This window comes from Burkholderia sp. Tr-20390 (assembly GCF_017104595.1).
In the GTDB taxonomy this organism is placed as follows: Bacteria; Pseudomonadota; Gammaproteobacteria; order Burkholderiales; family Burkholderiaceae; genus Burkholderia.
Window position 1 is genome coordinate 44,054 of record NZ_JAAGPC010000028.1, and the last position, 20,859, is coordinate 64,912.

Consider the following 20,859-nt stretch of genomic DNA (forward strand, 5'->3'; position numbering starts at 1 on the left):
GCGACGCAGCAGGCCGTAATGCGATGTCAGGCGTCGATCAGGTCGTCGAGGCGAAAGCGTGCGATCCGGTAGATCTGGTCGAGGCTCGCCCGCAGTTCCTCGGTGCGCGAGTGATTCACGCGCGACTCGAAGTTCGCGATGATGCCGTGCCGGTCATAGCCGCGCACCGCCAGGATGAACGGGAAGCCGAACTTCTCGCGATACGTGCGGTTCAGCGTCAGCAGCTTGTCGAACTCCTCCTGCGTGCACTGGTCGAGGCCCGCGCCGCTCTGCTCGCGCGTCGACTCGGCGGTCAGCTCGCCACGCACGGCGGCCTTGCCGGCCAGCTCCGGGTGAGCATTGATCAGCGCGAGCTGGCGCGCTTCGCCGCTCGTTTCCACCGCACCCGACATCGTCTCGTGCAGCGCGTCGATGCTCGCGAACGGCCGCTGGCCCGCGGCGACTTCGGCCACCCACGGCGAATGTTCGAAGATCCCCGACAGTGCCGCGACAAATGCGCTCGGCGCCATCGTATTCAGTTGTTCCAACGTGTAGCGCATCGCCTTCATGCTTTCCCTTCGTTTCGATGATTGGGCTGATACGGATGATGTTCACGCCAGTGACGCGCGATATCGACACGGCGCGTCACCCATACGCGATCGTGCTTCTCGATGTGATCGAGGAAACGCTGCAGCCCGCGGAACCGGCCCGGCCGGCCGAGCAACCGGCAGTGCATGCCGATCGACAGCATCTTCGGCGCTTCGTCGCCTTCCGCGTACAGCACGTCGAATGCATCGCGCAGGTAGTCGAAGAAGTGATCGCCGGTGTTGAAGCCCTGCGGCGTCGCGAAGCGCATGTCGTTCGTGTCGAGCGTGTACGGCACGATCAGCTGCGGCGATGTCTTGCCGCCCGACACGGCGACGTCCATCCAGAACGGCAGGTCGTCGCCGTAGTTGTCGGAGTCGTACAGGAAGCCGCCGTATTCCGCGACCAGGCGGTGCGTATTGGGGCTGTCGCGGCCGGTGTACCAGCCGAGCGGGCGCTCGCCCGTCACGCGCTCGATCGCCTCCATCCCGAGGCGCATGTGTTCGGCCTCGAGTTCCGGCGTCATGCTCTGGTAGTGGATCCAGCGCCAGCCGTGGCACGCGATTTCGTGGCCCAGCTCGACGAAGGCGCGCGCGAGCTCCGGGTGGCGTTCGATCGCCATGCCGACGCCGAATACCGTCAGCGGCATCCCGCGCTTCTCGAATTCGCGCAGGATGCGCCACACGCCGGCCCGCGAACCGTACTCGTAGATCGACTCCATGCTCATGTGGCGATCGGGATACGCGGCCGCGCCGACGATTTCCGACAGGAACTGCTCGGAGCCCGGATCGCCGTGCAGCACGCAGTTCTCGCCGCCCTCCTCGTAGTTCAGCACGAATTGCACGGCGACGCGGGCGCGCCCCGGCCAGTTCGCCTGAACGGGATGGCGGCCGTAGCCGATCAGGTCGCGAGGATAGTTGGGATCGAGTGACATGGTTCGAAGTGCGGCGAAAGCTCGCTGAAATAATGGGTTCGCATCGACTGCGCGGGTGCCGGAGGCCGGCTGCGCAAGCCGATGCGATGACGGCCCAGTTTAGCGAAAACGCCCATACGCGCCCATACAGCGGCGCAGATAGTGCGTGTCAGACGGTGTGTATGTGCGGTTGCGGCAAATTCGGCACCGGTTCCGCCTGATCCCCGTCCAGCGGGCTGAAGCGGGCGAACGCGCCGTCGTAGCGCTTCGGCAGCGGGCGCGCGTAGTCGCCGCGCTTCGCGGTCGCGAGGCGCAGCGCGACGAGCGCCTCGGCCCATTTGACGGCCGCCGTGACGCCCTCCACCACCGGCGCGCCGATCTGCTGCTCGATCTCGTGCGCGAACTCGGCCATCCCCGCGCAACCGAGCACGATCGCGTCGGCGCCGTCCTCGTCGAGCGCGCGCCGGCATTCGTCGACGATGATCCGGCGCGCGGCCGAGCCCGGCCGGTCGAGCTCGAGCACCGCGACGTCGGTCGCGCGCACGTTGCGGCAGAACCGTTTCATCCCGTAGCGCTCGGCGAGATGCCACGCCATCCCGCAGGTGCGCGCGAGCGTCGTGACGACCGAGAAGCCCGGCGCGAGCACGCTCGCCGCATGCATCGCGGCCTCGGCAATGCCGATCACCGGCCCGCGCGCGAGCTCGCGCGCCGCGTACAGGCCCGGATCGCCGAAGCACGCGATCACGTACGCATCGCAGCCGTCGCGCTCGCCCTGAACGATCTCGGCGAGCAGCCCCGGCGTCGCCAGTGCCTCGTCGTAATACCCTTCGATCGACGGCGGCCCCATCGGCGGGCTCACCGCGACGATCTCCGTGCCGGCGGCCGCGACCTCACGCGCACAGCGGCCCATCGCGTCGGTCATCCGCTGGGTCGTATTCGGATTGATCAGTCGGATCTTCATCGCATGCTCCTCAGGCCTTCGCGCTCACGAGCAGCCGGTAGAACACGAAGCCGAGCCCGGCGCCGATGAACCACGAGAAGTTCGCGACGCCCTGCCAGCCCGGCACCATCACGCAAACGATCGCGATCACCGCGGCCGGCAACAGCGCGGCAAGCGCGCGGCGGTTCACACCGCCCGTGTACCAGTACGTGCCGCTTTCCGACATCGTGTACAGGTCGTCGCGCACGAGCCGGCCGCGCTTGACGAGATAGAAGTCGGCGATCAGCACGCCGTACAGCGGGCCGATGAACGCGCCGAGCACGTCGAGCGTGTAGTGGATCACGGCCGGGTTGTTGAACAGGTTCCACGGCGTGATGAAGATCGACGCGACGGCCGCGAGCATCCCGCCCGCGCGCCAGCTGATCAGGCGCGGCGCGACGTTCGAGAAGTCGAACGCGGGTGACACGAAGTTCGCGACGATGTTGATGCCGATCGTCGCGATCGTGAACGTCAGCGCACCGAGGATCACCGCGGTCGGATGGTCGATGCGGCCGACCGTCTCGACGGGGTCGGTGATCAGTTCGCCGAACACCGGCAGCGTCGCGGCCGTCGTGATCACCGTGACGAGCGAGAACGCGAGGAAGTTGACCGGCAGCCCCCAGAAATTGCCGCGCTTCACTTCGCCGAACGAGCGGCAGTAGCGCGAGAAATCGCCGAAGTTCAGCATCGGCCCGGAGAAGTACGACACGACGAGCGACACGGCCGTGATCATCACCGGAATCACTTCCGCGCCGTGGTATTTCACGCCGCCGAGGTTGAGGCCGATGTTGCGCCAGCCCGCGCGCCACACCATGTAGCCGGCGAGGATGAACATCACGACGTAGACGGCCGGCCCTGCGAAGTCGATGAACTTCTTGATCGTCTCCATCCCGTTCCAGAACACCAGCGCCTGGAGCACCCACAGCAGCATGAAGCCGGCCCAGCCGACCGCCGACAGCCCGAGGAAGCCGTGGCGATGCACGTCCGCGTAAGGCAGCCATTGCGGGAAGAACTTCAGCACGACGATCACCAGCGCGCTAGACGCGAGATAGGTCTGGATCCCGTACCACGCGATCGCGATCAGCCCGCGGATCACGGCCGGCACGTTCGCGCCGAGCACGCCGAACGTCGCGCGGCACGCGACCGGATACGGCACGCCGATCTGCTGGCTCGGCCGCGCGATCAGGTTGCACAGCAGGTTCACGAAGCCGATCCCGACGATCAGCGCGATCAGCACCTGCCAGCTCGTCAGCCCGAGCGCGAACAGGCTGCCCGCGAACACGTAGCCGCCGACGCTGTGCACGTCCGACATCCAGAACGCAAAGATGTTGTATGAGCCCCATGTCTGATTTTTCAGGGGTGCCAAATCTTCGTTGTACAGACGTTCGCTGTAACCATTCGGCAGTGTCGGGTCACCGCCCTCGCCGCCTTCGTCCGCCGGATAGGCGCTGTCGTGCGCCACACTGAACTGAGCCATGACTTCTCCTTGACGCGGCCGGGAGGCCGCTCCACCGTCATCGATATCGCTCCGGATCGACGCCCGGAGTCGGACCAGCGGCCCGCGGCACACGCCGCGGGCCTGCATTTCGCTCGTTCTTGTGGCGCGCGGCCGGGTTCGCGTCGCCGCTCAGGCGCCGCCGAACACTTCGCGCAAATCGACCTGCCCTTGTGCGGGCCGGTCCAGCATCTTCAGTTCGACATGCTGCAGGTGGTGCGCCATCAGCGTCACCGCCCGCTTCGGATCGCCGGCCTCCAGCGCACCGAGGATCTCGTCGTGGTCGTCGCACGAGCACGGGCTGCGCCCGTGCGACTCGTACAGCGCCGACATCAGCGTCGAGCGTGCGACGAGCCCTTCGAGGCACGCGCTGAGCGTCGCATTGCCCATCAGCGTGGCGAGCGCCGTATGGAATTCGCCCGACAGGCGGATCCAGGCCGCGAAGTCCTGCCGCTGGAACGCCTTGCGTTCCTTTTCGATCAGCGAGGCGACGCCCTTCAGCCGCTTCGCACCGGGCCCGGTCGCGAGCCGCTCGACCACGGCGAGCTCGATGATCCGGCGCATCTCGAACACCTCGTGCACGTCCTGCAGCGTCGGGCTCGCGACGAACGCGCCGCGGTTCGGCTCGAGATCGACCAGCTTGTCGGTCGCGAGCTGCGCGAGCGCCTGGCGGATCGCCCCGCGCTTCACGTTGAACACGTCGCAGAGCTGCGCCTCCGTCAGCTTCGCGCCCGGCGCGAGCCGATGCTCGAGGATCGCCGTGCGGATCCGCTCGGCGATCGCTTCGGGACTGGCTGCACCGGACGGGTGGGATTCGGGCTCGTTCATGATCGGCATCGTGTGATGATCCTCATCCTAGGGTGGACATAAAGATTGTCAACAATTCTTTTCAAGCATTGCGCACAATCGGCGTGCATCGCCGCGACCTCGTTCGGTGCACGATGCGTCAAATCCATGCATGGCAAGGCCAAGACGTATGACAGACGTGCTTCTCGTCGTATACCCTTCCGGTCATTTTGTTGACAAAACTGGTGCAGGATCCGGCGGCGAGCTTGCAGATGTCGACGAAAATACTTGACCGTTAGTTGCGCGCTTACATAAAGAAAAAGGCGGGGAATGAACCGCCCCCGCCTTTCGACCGACTGCGCCCGCCTCAACCGAGGTGCGGATAGTCCGACAAAGTGAGCCGGAAACCGTGCGCATTCGCGACCAGTTGCGCCTGTGCGCCGAACGGCAACGTCAGCAGGTCGGGCACGTGGCCGAACTGAAGCCCCGTCACGACCGGAATCCCGATCACCGCGCGCACCTGGTCGATCATCGCCTGCATGTCGTAGCCGTTGTCGTACTCGAACGGCCGCGCACCGGTGAACTGGCCGAGCACGAGCGCCTGCTGGCGCGCGAGCAGCCCCGACAGATGCAGTTGATAGATCATCCGTTCGATCCGGAACGGCTGCTCGTTGACGTCCTCGATGAACAGGATGCCGCCTTCGATGTCGGGCATGTACGGCGTGCCGACGAGCGACGTGAGGATCGCGAGGTTGCCGCCCCACAGCGTGCCCGTCACGTTCACGCTCTGCACCTGCGGCGCTTCGGCGATGATCGTCGTGCTCGGCTGCGTCAGCGTCTGCCAGAAGTGCTGCATCGTGAAGTCGCTCGGCGTTTCCGCGCCGAAGTCGGCGGACAGCATCGGGCCGCCGAACGTCTTGATGCGCGCCTTCGCGTACAGCGCGAGCTGGAGCGCCGTGAAATCGCTATGGCCGACGAGCGCGACCGGCTGGTCGCGCAGCCGGCGCTCGAGCCCGCGATAGTCGAGCCCATGCAGGATGCGCGCGGCGCCATAGCCGCCGCGCACCGCGAGCGCGATGTCCGGCAGCGGCCGCTCGGGATCGGCAAGACGGTTCAGGTCGCCTGCCCGCTCGCCGTCGGTGCCGCCGAACCGCTGGAAGCGCCGCTGCGTCGCTTCGATGTTCTCGATGCGGTGCTGCGCGGCGCTGAGGCGCTCGAGCGCGCGATTGATCGCGTCCGGATCGTGCGGATAGCCGGACGGCGCAAGCAGGCGGATGGTGTAGGACGCGGCGGGCTGGAAGGACATGGCGAAGAAAGGTGTCGGGTCGTCAAACCTGCTTAGAGGGTCCGAACCGTCTCCGGTTCACGGAACCGTGCACGCCCGGCTCGGGTCGAGCGACGGGCGCGCCTATGACGCGCCGGAGTCGGCGTCGCGGGCGAGCCGTGCTTCGCGCAGCGCGCGACGGCGGTCGGCGAAGAACGACTTCAGCGCGGCGCCGCACTCGTCGGCGAGCACGCCGCCGGTCACTTCGGTATGGTGGTTCAGTTGCGGATTCGCGAATGCGTCGATCACGCTGCCGCACGCGCCCGTCTTCGGATCGGCGGCGCCGTAGACGACCCGCGCGATGCGCGCATGCATGATCGCGCCCGCGCACATCAGGCACGGCTCGAGCGTGACGTACAACTCGCAGCCGGGCATCCGGTAGTTCTGCAGATGCTGCGCGGCCATGCGCAGCGCGGCCATTTCCGCATGGGCCGACGGGTCGTGCCCGCCGATCGGATGGTTGAAGCCGCGTGCGATCACTTCGTCGCCACGCACGAGCACCGCGCCAACCGGCACTTCGCCGGCCGCGCGCGCCTCTTCTGCGGCAGCCTGCGCAAGACGCATGTAATGCAGGTCACGCGCCGATACGGGCGCGGCTTCGGGAACGGGGGAATCGGCGGCGGGTTCGGCCGCCGGGGCGGCTGCCGACCGGGCTGCGTCGTGCAGCGCGTCGGACGTCACATCGGCCCCGCTTCGGCGGACGCTTCGTCGAGCCCGCGCTCGCACAGGCGCTCCGCGATGCGCCGGCAGTAGTCGCGCGGCATCACCATCGGGCCGCCGCGCAGCGATTCGAGCGCCATGTCGAGCGCGAGGATCTTCGCCTGCAGCCGGCACCGTGCGGCGCGGTCGCTGACCGCCTGCACTTCGTCATGCAGGTTGCGCAGCGCGCGCAATTGCTCGACGGCCGGCGGCACGAAGCCCGCATTCTTCAGGATACGGTTGGCCACCCGCACCTCCTCGGGCACGAGCAGGTCGTCATCCAGCGCCTGTGGCGCGCCGGTACCCGGCAAATCGTCGAACTCGCCCCGCGCGGCGGCGGCGGCAATACGTTGTTCGACCAGGGCGTCAAGCAATCTCATCAGTCAATCGGAACAATGCGGCAGGCCGAATTCTAGCAGGGTGACGCGGGTATGACAGGCCCTTCGAATATATGCTCGATATTGTGTTTTTTAGGGGCCGAATCGCGGGGCATGCGCGCTGATCGGTCTCATATGCCGCTCTGCTGCGCTGCAGCGGGCTGCGGGCCGTCTGGGCACCGGCAAATGCGACCGGTCCCGGGCCCTGTTTTTATTTGCGACGACGCCAACCGAACCGTGCCGTCCCGGAAAAACGGACACGGCCCTGCTTCCAGTTTTCCTGGTTCAGGCAGCCGCCGCTTCCCGCCGCGCATTCGCGAACGGACGGAACATCATCGCGATCAGGAATGCGCCGAGACCGATCGCAAACGAGCCGAGATACAGCCAGCCGTAGCTGCCGAGCGTATCGACGATCAGGCCGCCGGCGACGGGCCCCGCTGCCATCCCCAGACTGCCGGCCATCGCGCAGCCGCCGATCACGGTGCCCATCATCCGCAGCGGGAAGTTCTCGCGCGCCAGCACCGAATACAGCGGCATCACGCCCGCGTAGATGAAGCCGAACACGACCGCGACCGCGTAGAACCCGTCGAGCGTGCGCACGAAGTAGTACCCGAGCGCACCCAGCGCCTGCGCAAGCAGCCCGGCTACCAGCATGCGCTTCGCGCCGAGGCGGTCGCCCAGGATCCCGAACGCGATCCGGCCGCCCATGCCGGCGAGCCCTTCGACGCTGTAGATCGACACCGCGACGATCAGCGGGATCCCGCACGTCACCGCGTAGCTGACCGTATGGAAGATCGGGCCCGAATGTGTCGCGCAGCAGAAGAAGTTGGTCAGCAGCAGCACGATGAACTGCGGCGAACGCAGCGCGTCCGCGACCGACATCGCCGCAGGCTCGGCGGCCGGCGCCGGCACCGCTGAAGCCGCCCCCACGCCGTCGAGCGCGGGCGGCCGGCGCACCAGCAGCGACACCGGAATCATCACGACGGCCGCCAGCGCCGCCATCAGCAGCATCGACGTGCGCCAGTCGCGCACCGACACGAGCCACGCGGCCAGCGGGGCCATCGTCATCGGCGCCATCCCCATGCCGGCCGACACGAGCGACACCGCGAGGCTGCGGTGCGTGTCGAACCAGCCGGTTACGCACGCCATCATCGGCGCGAATATCGCAGCCGTCGCGCCGCCGACGGCGAGGCCGAACGTGAGCTGGAACGCGAGCAGCGACGGCGCGCGGCTCGCCAGCGCCAGGCTTGCCGACAGCAGGACGGCGCCCGTGATGACGACCGGGCGCGTGCCGATGCGGTCCGACAGGCTGCCCCATGCCATGCTCGCGAAGGCCATCGCGATGAAGCCGAGCGTCATCGCGCCGGAAATGCCGGTCATCGACCAGCCCGTGTCGCGCGCGATCGCGCGCAGGAACACCGGCAGCGAAAACATCGCGCCGATCGCGATGCAGCCCATCTGGCCGCCCGCGGCGACGATGACCCAGCGGTATCGGGAATCCGGCATGGGGTGCCTCCTTGTCGTGATGGCGATCCTCGGGAACCGGGCGCCACCTGCTTCGCGCAATGCCCGGTCGACATGGATACGACGGGCGACGCATCGGGAAATCGACATGTGCGGCACACACGCCGGCGAATTTTTTCATCGTCGGCCGATCCGCTCGGCTCGCAACGGGCGGAGCGAGCCGACGCTACATCCCGGATGGTCCGTTCGGTCTGCCCCTTGCCGCCGCGCTTTTCCGGAATCGGAAAGTCGAAATCAGAAATAGTTGGTTGGGCCGCGCGATCCGGCTGACTACACTCGAGCGATCTTGTCATAACAAGTTGACCGATGACCTCCCCCAACGTCGTGCCGCTGTCGGCGGCCCCGCTCTACGTGCAGATCAAGGACACGCTGCGCGCACGCATTCTGGACGGCACCTATGCGCCGCACAGCCGGATGCCGTCCGAGCACGAACTCTGCGCGATGTTCGACGTCAGCCGCATCACGGTGCGCCAGGCCCTCGGCGATCTCCAGAAGGAAGGACTGCTATTCAAGCTGCACGGCAAGGGCACCTTCGTGTCGAAGCCGAAAGCGTTCCAGAACGTGACGTCGCTGCAGGGCTTCGCCGAGGCGATGTCGTCGATGGGCTACGAGATCGTCAACCAGGTGCGCAGCTTCCGCACCGTCAAGGCCGACCGCCATCTCGCGACGAAGCTGAACGTGCCCGAGGGTGCGCCGCTCGTCGAGATCCATCGCGTGCGGCTGCTCAATCGCGAGCCCGTGTCGCTCGAACAGACCTGGGTGCCCGAAGCCCTCGGCAAGCGCCTCGCGGGCGCCGATCTCGCGACCCGCGACATTTTCCTGGTCCTGGAAAACGACTGCGGCATCCCGCTCGGCCATGCCGACGTATCGATCGACGCGATCCTCGCCGACGACGAGATCGTCGATGCGCTGCACGTCGAGGAAAGCAGCCCCGTGCTGCGCATCGAGCGCCTCACGCATGATGCGTCGGGCACACCGATCGACTTCGAATACCTCTACTTCCGCGGCGACGCCTTCCAGTACCGGCTGCGCATCGACCGGCAGAAACCGCGCCAACCTGCAAGGAAACAGCGATGACTACCCATGTGCTCGAATACGACATCGTCGTGGTCGGCGGCGGCACGGCCGGCCCGATGGCGGCGATCAAGGCGAAGGAGCGCGACCCGTCCCTGCGCGTGCTGTTGCTCGAAAAGGCCAACGTGAAGCGCAGCGGCGCGATCTCGATGGGGATGGACGGCCTGAACAACGCGGTGATCCCCGGGCATGCGACGCCCGAGCAGTACACGCGCGAGATCACGATCGCCAACGACGGCATCGTCGACCAGGAAGCCGTGTACGCATATGCGACGCACAGCTTCGAAACGATCGAGCAGCTCGACCGCTGGGGCGTGAAGTTCGAGAAGGACGGCACCGGCGACTACGCGGTGAAGAAGGTCCATCACATGGGCTCGTACGTGCTGCCGATGCCGGAAGGACACGACATCAAGAAGGTGCTGTACCGGCAACTGAAGCGCGCGCGCATTGCGATCACGAACCGGATCGTCGCAACGCGCGTGCTGACCGATGCGCACGGCCGCGCGAGCGGCGTACTCGGCTTCGACTGCCGCACCGCCGAGTTCCACGTGATCCGCGCGAAGGCCGTGATTCTCTGCTGCGGCGCGGCCGGTCGCCTCGGCCTGCCGGCCTCGGGCTACCTGATGGGCACCTACGAGAATCCGACCAACGCGGGCGACGGCTATGCGATGGCGTATCACGCCGGTGCCGCGCTCGCGAATCTCGAATGCTTCCAGATCAATCCGCTGATCAAGGACTACAACGGCCCCGCGTGCGCGTACGTCACCGGCCCGCTCGGCGGCTTCACCGCGAACGGCAAGGGCGAACGCTTCATCGAATGCGATTACTGGAGCGGCCAGATGATGTGGGAGTTCTACCAGGAACTGCAAAGCGGCAACGGCCCCGTGTTCCTGAAGCTCGACCATCTCGCGGAAGAAACGATCCAGACCATCGAGCAGATCCTGCATACGAACGAGCGGCCGAGCCGCGGCCGCTTCCATGCCGGGCGCGGCACCGACTACCGCAGCCAGATGGTCGAGATGCACATCTCCGAGATCGGTTTCTGCAGCGGCCACAGCGCATCCGGCGTGTACGTGAACGCCCGCGCGGAGACGACCGTGCCCGGACTCTACGCGGCCGGCGACATGGCGGCCGTCCCGCACAACTACATGCTCGGCGCATTCACGTACGGCTGGTTTGCCGGGCAGAACGCGGCCGACTACGTGGCCGGCCGCGAGCATGCGCCGGTGGACGACGAACAGGTCGCCGCCGAACGCACCCGCGTGCTTGCGCCGCTGCTGCGCGAGCGCGGCCTCGCGCCGGCGCAGGTCGAATACAAGCTGCGCCGCATGGTGAACGACTATCTGCAACCGCCGAAGGTGACGCGCAAGATGGAAATCGGGCTGCAACGCTTCGATGAAATTACTGAGGATATCGAAGAGATAAAAGCGAACCATCCGCACGAACTGATGCGCGCCGCCGAAGTACGTGCGATCCGCGACTGCGCGGAAATGGCCGCGCGCGCGTCGCTGTTCCGCACCGAGAGCCGCTGGGGGTTGTACCACCACCGCGTCGACTTTCCGCATCGCAACGACACCGAATGGTTCTGCCACACCTGGCTGCGCAAGGGCGCCAACGGCGCGATGCACAGCGAGAAGCGTCCGGTCGAACCGTACGTCGTGCCGCTTGCCGACGACGAGCGCGGCGCCTACACGAATCTGCGCATTCGCGAGCCGGCCGCGCTCGCGGCCGCCCTTTGAGGAACCTGCCATGCCCCATACCCCGCACGACATCTTCCAGCGCAGCAGCGCACCCGTGACGATCGACGAGAACCTCTGCATCGCCGACAAGGGCTGCACCGTCTGCGTCGACGTATGCCCGCTCGACCTGCTCGCGATCGACGTGACCAAGGGCAAGGCCTATATGCAGTTCGACGAATGCTGGTACTGCATGCCGTGCGAACGCGATTGCCCGACCGGCGCGGTCAAGGTCGACATCCCTTACCTGCTGCGCTGACCGCGTCCCTCAACGCTCATTTGAGTCGCCGATGACCACCCCCTCCTTCGCTCCCGTATTGCCGCGCGCAGACGCCCCCGACGAGGCCGCACTCGTCGCCCGCCTCGCCGCGCCCGATGCCGCCGTGCGTCGCGTCGCACTGTTCGAACTCGCCGACCTCGAAGACCCCGGGTTCGTACCCGCGTTCGTCGCCGCGCTGCGCGACGATCCGTCGGCCGACGTGCGCGGCGAAGCCGCCCGTGTGCTCGGCGCATGGGAGCAGCCGGACGTCGTCGATGCGCTGTGCGGCGCATTGCTCGATCCGGACGACGACGTGCGCGCCGCCGCCGCGCAGAGCCTGTCCGAACTGAAGGACGCGGCATCGGGCGCCGTGCTGTGCCGATGGGCCGAACGGCCCGAGCCGTTCGTGCGCCGTGCCGTGCTGCGCGGATTGCGCGAGTTGCGCGACCCCGGCGCGTTCGCGCCCGCGCTGCACGCGCTCGACGCCGAACACGCCGAGGTGCGCGCCGAAGCCGTGGCGGTGCTCGGCTGGCTCAAGGATCCGCGTGCGCTGCCACCGCTTGCAGGCATCGCGACAACCGATGCCGCAGCCGACGTGCGACGCATCACGGTCGGCGCGATCGGGTTCGCGACACCCGACGACGCGACCGTCATCCACGCGCTGTTCGCCGCGCTGCGCGACCGCGAATGGCAAGTGCGCGAGGAAGCGGCCACGACGGTCGGCAAGCTGCGCGTCGCGACCGCGCGCGAACCGCTCGTCGCCGCGCTCGACGACGACTACTGGCAGGTGCGCCTGCGTGCCGCGCGTGCGCTCGGGCAACTGCGCGATGCGGCCGCGGCGCCGGCCGTCGTCGCGCTGCTCTCGCACGCGATCAGCAACCTTCGCAAGGAAGCCGCGCTTGCGCTCGGTGAATTGCGGGACCGCGCGACATTGCCCGCACTGACCCACGCACTGGAGGATCACGATCCGGAAGTCCGCAAGGCCGTGCGGATCGCGATCCGGCAGATCGACGAGGCGTCGCGATGATCTCCCCGACCGAAATCGTGCTCGATCATCCGGCGCGCACGTTGACACTCCGCTGGCCGGACGGTCACACGCAGCGCGTCAGCTATGCACGGTTGCGCGGCGATTGCCCGTGTGCCGAATGCCGGAGGATCCGGCACGACGGCGGTCGTGTCGATGCGCGGCCCGACCTGACGCTGGACAGCCTGGAAACGGCCGGCTACGGCATCCGCGTGCTGTTCGGCGACGGTCATGCGCGCGGCATCTATCCGTGGCCGTATCTGGCGGGCATGACCGCGCGGCCGTGACGTAGCGCCGGCGGCTGCGCGGACGAAATAGCAGGCGTGCGGAAACGCTGCGATACTGATGCCCACGATCGTCTCCACCCACCGTGGGAGCCAGAACATGCAAACCGCAGTCGGATTCATCGGCCTCGGCGTGATGGGCACGCCGATGGCGCTCAATCTTGCGCGGGCCGGCACGCCGCTCGTCGTATGGAGCCGATCGCACGGCAACGACGATGCACTGCGCGACGCCGGCGCGCGCGTGGCCGAGCATGTAGACGACGTGTTCGCGACCTGCCGCACCGTGATCCTGATGCTCGCGAACGACGCGGCGATCGACGGCGCCCTCGCGCGCGGCACGCCCGGTTTTGCCGCCCGTGTCGGCGGCCACACCATCGTGAACATGGGCACGAACGCACCCGAGTATTCGCGCGCACTGGCCGACGACATCGCTGCCGCGTCGGGTCGTTATGTCGAAGCGCCCGTGTCGGGGTCGCGCAAGCCGGCCGAAGCCGGGCAACTCGTGGTGATGCTCGCCGGCGCGCCGGACGACGTCGACGCCGTCCGCGTACTCGTGAAGCCGCTGTGCCGCGACAGCTTCGTGTGCGGCGACGTACCGTCGGCGCTGACGATGAAGCTCGCCGTGAACCTGTTCCTGATCACGATGGTCACCGGCCTGACCGAAGCCACGCATTTTGCGCAACGCCACGGCATCGATCTCGCCCGCTTCGCCGACGTGCTGAACGCGGGCCCGATGGCGAGCGACGTGTCGCGCGTGAAGCTCGGCAAACTCGTCGCGGCCGATTTCTCGGTGCAGGCCGCGATCACCGATGTGCTGAAGAATGCGCGCCTCGTCGCCGAATCCGCGCGCGGCATCGGCATCGCTTCGCCACTGCTCGACATCTGCCATGCGCTGTACGGCGAGACCGAGCGGGCCGGACATGGCGCGGACGACATGGTCGCCGTGATCCACGCGATCGAGCAGCGCACCGACGGCGCGCAATGAATCGTCGCCGGCCGCCCCATCCACTCGAACGCACCCGCACGTAGCGTCCCATGTCCGACTCTCCCCGCTCCCCGACCAGCGTCCCCGCTTCCGTCCGCCCGGTTCCCGCCGTGATCGGCATCGTCCTGCGAGAGCGCGACGTGCTGCTGGTGCGTCGCGCCAATCCGCCCGATGCGGGCTGCTGGGGCTTTCCCGGCGGCAAGATCGAAGCGGGGGAATCGATTGCGCACGCGGTCGTGCGCGAGATCGCGGAAGAAACCACCGTCGACGTCGAAGCGCTCGACGCCTTTACCGCGCTGGATGCGTTCGATTACGATGCCGGCGGCGACCTGCGCCAGCATTTCGTGATGGTCGCGGTGCTGTGCCGATGGCTGCGCGGCGCGCCTGCCGCCGGCGACGATGCGCTCGACGCGCGCTGGTTCGATCTCGCCGAACTCGATCGCGATGACTTGCCGATGAGCGCAGGCGTTCGCGACGTCGCGCGACGCGCGATCGAGCGTGCGGCGGCACTTGGTCACGTGCAGCGTCCGGTCAATACTTGAATGCGTGAAGCACCGCAGTCTTTCTCGCAGCGCTTGCGAGCGGCCCGATCGGGACCATGACAGTGCCGGCTACGCGCCGACGAACCTCCAATTACACATCAAAGATGGGCCAAGCCATGATCAGCATTCGCAAGTCCACTCCGGCCGACGGCGCACGCGTGCTGGATATCTGGCGCAACGCGGTCGACGCCACGCACCACTTCCTCAGCAACGACGACCGTCGCGCGATCGAATCCGAAGTCGTCGCGTTCCTGCCCGGTGCGCCGCTCGATCTCGCCGTCGACGATACCGGCCGCGCAATCGGCTTCATGTTGCTCGACGGTAGTCACATGGAAGCACTGTTCGTCGATCCCGCTCACCACGGCGCGGGTGTCGGGCGCCTGCTGGTGGAAGACGCGCTCAAGCGTTATCCCGACCTGTCGACCGACGTCAACGAGCAGAACGAATCGGCAGCGGGATTCTATGAACGGCTCGGCTTCGAGCGCACCGGGCGTTCGGCGATCGATGGGCAGGGGCGCACCTATCCGCTGATTCACCTGCGCTATCGCGCGGCACCACCCTCCTCGCCGCAGCACGCATAACCGTGTCCGGCGCGGGATAGCGCGCTGCCCTCCACGTCATGCGCTCCGAGCACGCGAACGCGGCGACCTGATACCAGGTCCGCTCCACGCATGCAGCATGCCGCATGCGGCCACGTGACGCGTCATGCATGACGCACCGGTACCACGCGCTCGCCCCTTGCACGGATGGTCGTTTCCCGGACTGAACGCGCCTGTCGCGGGCCGGGAGATGCTAACCTCTCGGCGACTCTAACGACACCGCGTGAAGCCACAGGATTCGAACATGCAAACCGTTGCGGTACTGGACTTCGAAACAACCGGACTTTCGCCGAATATGGGCGACCGAGCGACCGAAATCGCCGTCATCCTGCTCCGGGACGGTGAAATCGTCGACCGTTTCCAGAGCCTGATGAATGCAGGCAGACGCATACCGTCCGATGTCGTCGCGCTGACCGGCATCACGAACGAGATGATCGCAGCGGCGCCGCCGGCGTCGACCGTCATGAAGGAAGCCGCGGCGTTCGTCGGCAAGCATGCGGTCGTCGCTCACAACGCCGGTTTCGACAAACGGTTCTGGCAGTCAGAACTCGGGCTGCTTGGCGTGTCGGCCGAGCATGCGTTTGCGTGCACGATGCTCGTGGCGAGACGTATCTATCCGGACGCCCGGAGTCACCGCCTGTCGAGCCTGGTGGATATGCTGCGGTTGCCGAAATCGGGCCGTGCGCACCGGGCGATGGTCGATGCCGAGATGGCCGGACACCTGTGGTGCCGGCTGCAGCACGACATTGCGCGGACGTACGGACTGAATCGTATCGATCACGCGCTCATGACGCGTGTGCAGGCCACGGCGAAGGCGAAAGTGCCGACGTACCTGCGTTCGCTCGTGGGCGCACACGTGTGATGCATGCACGCATGCGCGTTAACGTAAAACGGCTTGGCAATCGCCAAGCCGTTTCTAGTCCGGGCCTGAGCCCGGGCAGCATGCAAACCGAATCGGCCGTCCGCTTCCGAACGCCGATTCAGCAACCAATACTCACTCCCACTCGATCGTCGCCGGCGGCTTGCCCGAGATGTCGTACACCACACGGTTGATCCCGCGCACCTCGTTGATGATCCGGTTCGACGCGCGGCCGAGCAGCGCATACGGCAGGTGCGCCCAGTGTGCGGTCATGAAGTCGGTCGTCTGCACCGCGCGCAGCGACGTCACGTAGTCGTACGTGCGGCCATCGCCCATCACGCCCACCGACTTCACCGGCAGGAACACCGCGAACGCCTGGCTCGTCAGGTCGTACCAGCTCTTGCCGACATCGGCTTCGCCGCACAGGCCGGCAGCCGCATCCTGCGCGGTCGCGGTCGTGTTGCGCAGTTCCTCGATGAAGATCGCGTCCGCGCGGCGCAGCAGGTCCGCGAACTCGCGCTTCACTTCGCCGAGAATCCGCACGCCGAGGCCCGGACCCGGGAACGGATGGCGGTACACCATCTCCGGCGGCAGGCCGAGCGCGACGCCCAGCTCGCGCACTTCGTCCTTGAACAGGTCGCGCAGCGGTTCGAGCAGCTTCAGACCGAGCGTTTCCGGCAGGCCGCCGACGTTGTGGTGGCTCTTGATCGTCGTCGCCTTCTTCGTCTTCGTGCCGCCCGATTCCACCACGTCCGGGTAGATCGTGCCCTGCGCGAGCCACTTCGCCTTCGACAGCTTCTGCGCCTCGGCCTGGAACACCTCGACGAACTCGCGGCCGATGATCTTGCGCTTCGCTTCCGGATCGGTCACGCCGGCCAGGTGGCCGAGGAACTGCTCGGACGCGTCGACGTGCACGACCTTCGCATGCAGGCGGCCCTCGAACATGTCGAGCACCATCTTGCCTTCGTTCAGGCGCAGCAGGCCGTGGTCGACGAACACGCAGGTAAGCTGGTCGCCGATCGCGCGATGGATCAGCGCAGCGGCGACGCTCGAATCGACACCGCCCGACAGGCCGAGAATCACTTCCTCGTCACCGACCTGCTCGCGGATCTTCGCGACGGCTTCCTCGATGTGGTTGCTCATGATCCAGTCGGGCTTCGCGCCGGCGATCTGCAGCACGAAGCGCTCGATGATCTGGCGGCCCTTCACCGTGTGCGTGACTTCCGGGTGGAACTGCACCGCGTAGTAGCCGCGCGCCTCGTCGGCCATGCCGGCAATCGGGCAGCTCGGCGTCGACGCCATCAGCGCGAAGCCCGGCGGCAGCTCGGCAACCTTGTCGCCGTGGCTCATCCAGACCTTCAGCATCCCGTGGCCTTCGTCCGTCTTGAAGTCCTCGATGCCGTCGAGCAGGCGCGTATGGCCGTGCGCGCGCATTTCCGCGTAACCGAATTCGCGGTGGTCGCTCCACTCGACCTTGCCGCCGAGCTGCACGGCCATCGTCTGCATGCCGTAGCAGATGCCAAGCACCGGCACGCCGAGATCCCACACGGCCTGCGGCGCGCGCAGCTGATGGTCTTCGTACGTGCTCGCGTGGCTGCCCGACAGGATCACCGCCTTCGGCGCGAACTCGCGGACGAAGTCGTCGGACACATCGTTCGGATGGATTTCGCAGTAGACGTGCGCTTCGCGCACGCGTCGCGCAATCAGTTGGGTGACTTGCGAACCGAAGTCGAGAATCAGGATTTTGTCGTGCATGGCTGCGGACGGGATGAAGAGAATAAGAAAAGCAGCGCATCATTTTCATCATGCGCTGCGTCAATAGCATGGACAGCGGCGTCGGGCGGAAGGCAGCACGCGCGACGCATGGCCGGTCAATCCTGCATCGGCGGGCGCTCGTCGAGTGCGACGGTGCCGGACGACGATGGGCCGGATGCGGCCGGTGACGACGATGCAGCGGACGCTGCGGGACGGCTGACGACGGGTTCGACACGCTGCGGTGCAGGTGACGACGCGGGCGCCATCGCCGGCTCGGCCGGACGCTGCGCAGGCGCGCGCGCCTCGAGCGCCTGCTCCCGCGCCTCGAGCGCCTGTTCCTTTTCGCGCCGGCGTACGGCCGATGCGAGTCGCACGCCGCCGAGGCCGAGCACGATCAGCGCGACGCCGGCCACGGCCGACAGCACGCGGCCGGCGGCCGCAAGCGCGGGACCGCTGACGGTACCGATCGACCAGACGATCGTCAGCGCGCCGGTCAGCCAATACACATGGCCGACCGAACGCGCGACCGGCGCCGTGAGATCCCCGTTGAACGCTGCATGAAACGCGAGCCACGCGAGCCCGAGCAACGCGATGCCGAACGCCTGGCCGAGCATCGCCGGCTGGACGTTCGCAAGCTGCAGCGCGTTGAAGAGCGACTGCCAGGGCGTCAGCACGAACAGCACGCCGAACGCCAGCAGCAGGACGGCATCGATGATCAGCACGGCTCGCAGCAGCGGTTTCATCGGCAATCAGTCCACGTGGTAGTTCGGCGCTTCCTTCGTGATCTGCACGTCGTGCACGTGCGACTCGCGCATGCCCGCCGCGGTGATCTGGACGAATTCGGCCTTGTCGTGCAGCTCGTCGATCGTCTTGCAGCCGCAGTAGCCCATGCTCGCGCGCACGCCGCCGACCAGCTGGAACAGGATCGCGTTGACCGAGCCCTTGTACGCGACACGCCCTTCGATGCCTTCCGGCACGAGCTTGTCGATGTTGGCCGAGTTGTCCTGGAAGTAGCGGTCTGCCGCGCCGTCCTTCATCGCACCGACGGAACCCATGCCGCGATACGACTTGTACTGGCGCCCCTGGTACAGGAACACGTCGCCCGGCGCCTCTTCGGTGCCCGCGAACATGCTGCCCATCATCACCGCGTTCGCGCCGGCCGCGAGGGCCTTCGACACGTCGCCCGAGAAGCGCACGCCGCCGTCGGCGATGCACGGCACGCCCGTGCCCTTCAGCGCTTCCGCGACGTTCGCGATCGCGCTGATCTGCGGCACGCCGACACCGGCAACGATCCGCGTCGTGCAGATCGAGCCCGGGCCGATACCGACCTTGACCGCATCCGCGCCGTATTCGACGAGCGCCTTCGCGGCGGCGGCCGTCGCGATGTTGCCGCCGATCACTTCGACGTGCGGGAAGTTCTGCTTGACCCAGCGAACGCGCTCGAGCACACCCTTGCTGTGGCCGTGCGCGGTATCGACGACGATCACGTCGACGCCGGCCTGCACCAGCAGCTCGACACGCTCTTCGTTGTCGGGACCGACGCCGACCGCCGCGCCTGCGCGCAGCTTGCCGTGTTCGTCCTTGCACGCGTCCGGGTGCTCGGTCTGCTTCGTGATGTCCTTGACGGTCATCAGGCCGCGCAGTTCGAACGCGTCGTTGACGACCAGCACGCGCTCGAGGCGGTGGCTGTGCATCAGCGCCTTCGCTTCGGCGAGCGGCGTGCCTTCCTTGACCGTGACGAGGCGCTCGCGCGGCGTCATGATCGACTTGACCGGCTCGTCGAGGCGGGTTTCGAAACGCAGGTCGCGGTTGGTGACGATGCCGACCAGCTGCGGGCCTTCGACGACCGGGAAGCCCGAGATGCCATGCTGGCGCGACAGCGCGATCACGTCGCGCACCTTCATTTGCGGCGGCACCGTGATCGGATCGCGGACGACGCCCGATTCGAAACGCTTGACCTTCGCGACCTCGCGGGCCTGTTCGGCCGGCGTGAGGTTCTTGTGGACGATACCGACGCCACCCTGCTGGGCCATCGCGATCGCAAGGCGACCTTCGGTGACCGTGTCCATCGCGGCGGACACGAGCGGCATGTTCAGGGAGATGTTGCGGGTCAGCTTGGTCTTGAGGCTGGTGTCGCGCGGGAGAACGTCGGAGAAGGCGGGAACGAGGAGCACGTCATCGAAAGTGAGTGCTTTTTGGATCAGACGCATGGCAAATCCTATGGGCGCAAAAGCGAATTATACGCGAAGCGCCGCGAATTTTCACAACACGAACAACGGCTTAGCCGGTTTCGGCCGTTCGGGGGCCGAATCGTTCGGATCGCCGTTCGGTTCGTTTTCGATCGCCTTTCGTTTCACCGCCGCATCGAGCCATTCGCGCAGCCGGCCGCGAAACGGCCCATCCGCCTGTTGCGGACGGGCCACGCGGCGGCGGCGGCGACGATGAAGCCCGGCCCGGCAACGGGCCGATCGGGCCCACCGTCCCGCCTCACGGCAGCCCGGCCGCGCGGGCGATCATCACCATGCCGCCGCCGACCGCGACGCAGCCGACGATCCGCGCGACCCGCCCGCCGGCCGGCGCCAGGCGCTCGGCGGCGATCGCAACCGTCACGACCGCCATCACGCACAGATCCATCATGCCGGCCGCCAGCGCGACCGCCATCAGGTTCCCGCAACACGCCACGCATCGGATGGCGGCTCGCACGCCGTGCCGCCATGCCGCACCGGCCTCCGCGTGCGGCGAATGCATGCAGATCGCCGCGTGCCGGCAGCACGTCAGCCGGCGCGCCTTCCATCCGGAGAATTGCAGGACGCCTGCGGCCAATACGACCGTGCCGGCCACGAACGGCATCGCGCGGCCGAGCACCGGCAGCCGTGCGGCAGCGCTCGTCAACGCGGCGCCGGCCGGAAACACGAGCGCGCCGACCGCCATCCACACGGCGAAATACCCGGCGCCCGCCCTTCGGCGTCGCGCCGATCTTCGCGACTTCCATCAGGCTGTCCCACAACCGCTTGCCGTCGACCTTGATCGACGTGTCGAAAGCTGCCCGCTTCACTGTTTCCGATACCGCGTTCATTCGTA

The 20,859-nt window shown here is 67.1% G+C and carries 21 protein-coding genes and 1 pseudogene; 9 read left to right on the forward strand and 13 right to left on the reverse strand.

Annotated elements, in window-relative coordinates:
- Positions 1 to 26: 26 nt before the first annotated feature.
- The 9 genes from uraD to G3N98_RS11135 form a co-directional block, all read right to left on the reverse strand.
- Positions 27 to 548, reverse strand: a complete 522-nt coding sequence (gene uraD / locus G3N98_RS11095; protein ID WP_206148188.1) for a 2-oxo-4-hydroxy-4-carboxy-5-ureidoimidazoline decarboxylase — start codon at positions 546 to 548, stop codon at positions 27 to 29.
- Complete coding sequence (puuE, locus tag G3N98_RS11100; RefSeq protein WP_175237137.1) at positions 545 to 1,498, reverse strand: allantoinase PuuE; 954 nt, start codon at positions 1,496 to 1,498, stop codon at positions 545 to 547. Before puuE ends, uraD begins: the two co-directional genes overlap by 4 nt.
- A gap of 148 nt (positions 1,499 to 1,646) precedes the next feature.
- Positions 1,647 to 2,438 carry an aspartate/glutamate racemase family protein gene (locus tag G3N98_RS11105; RefSeq protein ID WP_089473076.1) on the reverse strand — a complete coding sequence of 264 codons (792 nt, stop codon included), beginning with the start codon at positions 2,436 to 2,438 and terminating at the stop codon, positions 1,647 to 1,649.
- Between the two features lie 10 nt (positions 2,439 to 2,448).
- The gene (locus G3N98_RS11110) at positions 2,449 to 3,933 is read right to left on the reverse strand and encodes an NCS1 family nucleobase:cation symporter-1 (RefSeq protein ID WP_089425661.1); all 1,485 of its coding nucleotides are present in this window, start codon (positions 3,931 to 3,933) and stop codon (positions 2,449 to 2,451) included.
- A 150-nt stretch (positions 3,934 to 4,083) separates the two neighbouring features.
- Entirely contained in the window at positions 4,084 to 4,788 is a 705-nt protein-coding gene (locus tag G3N98_RS11115) for a GntR family transcriptional regulator (protein WP_089425662.1), read from the reverse strand.
- 316 nt (positions 4,789 to 5,104) lie between these two features.
- Complete coding sequence (gene ldcA, locus G3N98_RS11120) at positions 5,105 to 6,043, reverse strand: muramoyltetrapeptide carboxypeptidase (protein ID WP_206148189.1); 939 nt, start codon at positions 6,041 to 6,043, stop codon at positions 5,105 to 5,107.
- 102 nt (positions 6,044 to 6,145) lie between these two features.
- Positions 6,146 to 6,742, reverse strand: coding sequence for a tRNA adenosine(34) deaminase TadA (gene tadA, locus G3N98_RS11125; RefSeq protein WP_089425663.1), 597 nt, complete (start codon positions 6,740 to 6,742; stop codon positions 6,146 to 6,148).
- Positions 6,739 to 7,140, reverse strand: coding sequence for a DnaJ family domain-containing protein (locus tag G3N98_RS11130; RefSeq protein ID WP_006478536.1), 402 nt, complete (start codon positions 7,138 to 7,140; stop codon positions 6,739 to 6,741). The genes tadA and G3N98_RS11130 overlap by 4 nt, the downstream gene beginning before the upstream one ends.
- Positions 7,141 to 7,422: 282 nt before the next feature.
- On the reverse strand, positions 7,423 to 8,643 hold the full coding sequence (locus G3N98_RS11135; RefSeq protein WP_206148190.1) for an MFS transporter: 1,221 nt from the start codon (positions 8,641 to 8,643) through the stop codon (positions 7,423 to 7,425).
- A gap of 324 nt (positions 8,644 to 8,967) precedes the next feature.
- Here G3N98_RS11135 and G3N98_RS11140 point away from each other — a divergent pair, with 324 nt between their 5' ends.
- The 9 genes from G3N98_RS11140 to G3N98_RS11180 all read left to right on the forward strand — a co-directional run bounded on the left by G3N98_RS11140 (position 8,968) and on the right by G3N98_RS11180 (position 16,026).
- Positions 8,968 to 9,738: a GntR family transcriptional regulator gene (locus G3N98_RS11140; RefSeq protein WP_089473079.1), complete on the forward strand. Its 771-nt coding sequence runs from the start codon at positions 8,968 to 8,970 to the stop codon at positions 9,736 to 9,738.
- The gene (locus G3N98_RS11145; RefSeq protein ID WP_206148191.1) at positions 9,735 to 11,474 is read left to right on the forward strand and encodes a fumarate reductase/succinate dehydrogenase flavoprotein subunit; all 1,740 of its coding nucleotides are present in this window, start codon (positions 9,735 to 9,737) and stop codon (positions 11,472 to 11,474) included. Before G3N98_RS11140 ends, G3N98_RS11145 begins: the two co-directional genes overlap by 4 nt.
- Positions 11,475 to 11,484: 10 nt before the next feature.
- On the forward strand, positions 11,485 to 11,730 hold the full coding sequence (locus G3N98_RS11150; protein WP_039342800.1) for a ferredoxin family protein: 246 nt from the start codon (positions 11,485 to 11,487) through the stop codon (positions 11,728 to 11,730).
- 31 nt (positions 11,731 to 11,761) lie between these two features.
- On the forward strand, positions 11,762 to 12,757 hold the full coding sequence (locus G3N98_RS11155) for a HEAT repeat domain-containing protein (protein ID WP_206148192.1): 996 nt from the start codon (positions 11,762 to 11,764) through the stop codon (positions 12,755 to 12,757).
- The gene (locus tag G3N98_RS11160) at positions 12,754 to 13,041 is read left to right on the forward strand and encodes a DUF971 domain-containing protein (RefSeq protein WP_089473082.1); all 288 of its coding nucleotides are present in this window, start codon (positions 12,754 to 12,756) and stop codon (positions 13,039 to 13,041) included. The genes G3N98_RS11155 and G3N98_RS11160 overlap by 4 nt, the downstream gene beginning before the upstream one ends.
- Positions 13,042 to 13,138: 97 nt before the next feature.
- Positions 13,139 to 14,023, forward strand: a complete 885-nt coding sequence (locus tag G3N98_RS11165; RefSeq protein WP_206148193.1) for an NAD(P)-dependent oxidoreductase — start codon at positions 13,139 to 13,141, stop codon at positions 14,021 to 14,023.
- A gap of 50 nt (positions 14,024 to 14,073) precedes the next feature.
- Positions 14,074 to 14,565, forward strand: a complete 492-nt coding sequence (locus G3N98_RS11170; RefSeq protein WP_206148194.1) for an NUDIX hydrolase — start codon at positions 14,074 to 14,076, stop codon at positions 14,563 to 14,565.
- A 116-nt stretch (positions 14,566 to 14,681) separates the two neighbouring features.
- Complete coding sequence (locus tag G3N98_RS11175; protein ID WP_089473085.1) at positions 14,682 to 15,146, forward strand: acetyltransferase; 465 nt, start codon at positions 14,682 to 14,684, stop codon at positions 15,144 to 15,146.
- 262 nt (positions 15,147 to 15,408) lie between these two features.
- Positions 15,409 to 16,026 carry a 3'-5' exonuclease gene (locus G3N98_RS11180; RefSeq protein ID WP_206148195.1) on the forward strand — a complete coding sequence of 206 codons (618 nt, stop codon included), beginning with the start codon at positions 15,409 to 15,411 and terminating at the stop codon, positions 16,024 to 16,026.
- Between the two features lie 132 nt (positions 16,027 to 16,158).
- On the opposite strand, the gene guaA is transcribed toward G3N98_RS11180, so the two are convergent.
- The 4 genes and pseudogenes from guaA to G3N98_RS11200 all read right to left on the reverse strand — a co-directional run.
- Entirely contained in the window at positions 16,159 to 17,778 is a 1,620-nt protein-coding gene (gene guaA, locus G3N98_RS11185; RefSeq protein WP_089431228.1) for a glutamine-hydrolyzing GMP synthase, read from the reverse strand.
- 116 nt (positions 17,779 to 17,894) lie between these two features.
- A complete protein-coding gene (locus tag G3N98_RS11190) occupies positions 17,895 to 18,521 on the reverse strand; it encodes a hypothetical protein (RefSeq protein WP_206148196.1) in 627 nt (208 codons plus the stop codon).
- Positions 18,522 to 18,527: 6 nt separating this feature from the next.
- The gene (gene guaB, locus G3N98_RS11195; RefSeq protein ID WP_011352433.1) at positions 18,528 to 19,988 is read right to left on the reverse strand and encodes an IMP dehydrogenase; all 1,461 of its coding nucleotides are present in this window, start codon (positions 19,986 to 19,988) and stop codon (positions 18,528 to 18,530) included.
- A 277-nt stretch (positions 19,989 to 20,265) separates the two neighbouring features.
- Positions 20,266 to 20,736 (reverse strand): annotated as a pseudogene (locus G3N98_RS11200) (DUF2182 domain-containing protein); the annotation flags it as partial.
- Between the last annotated feature and the right edge of the window lie 123 nt (positions 20,737 to 20,859).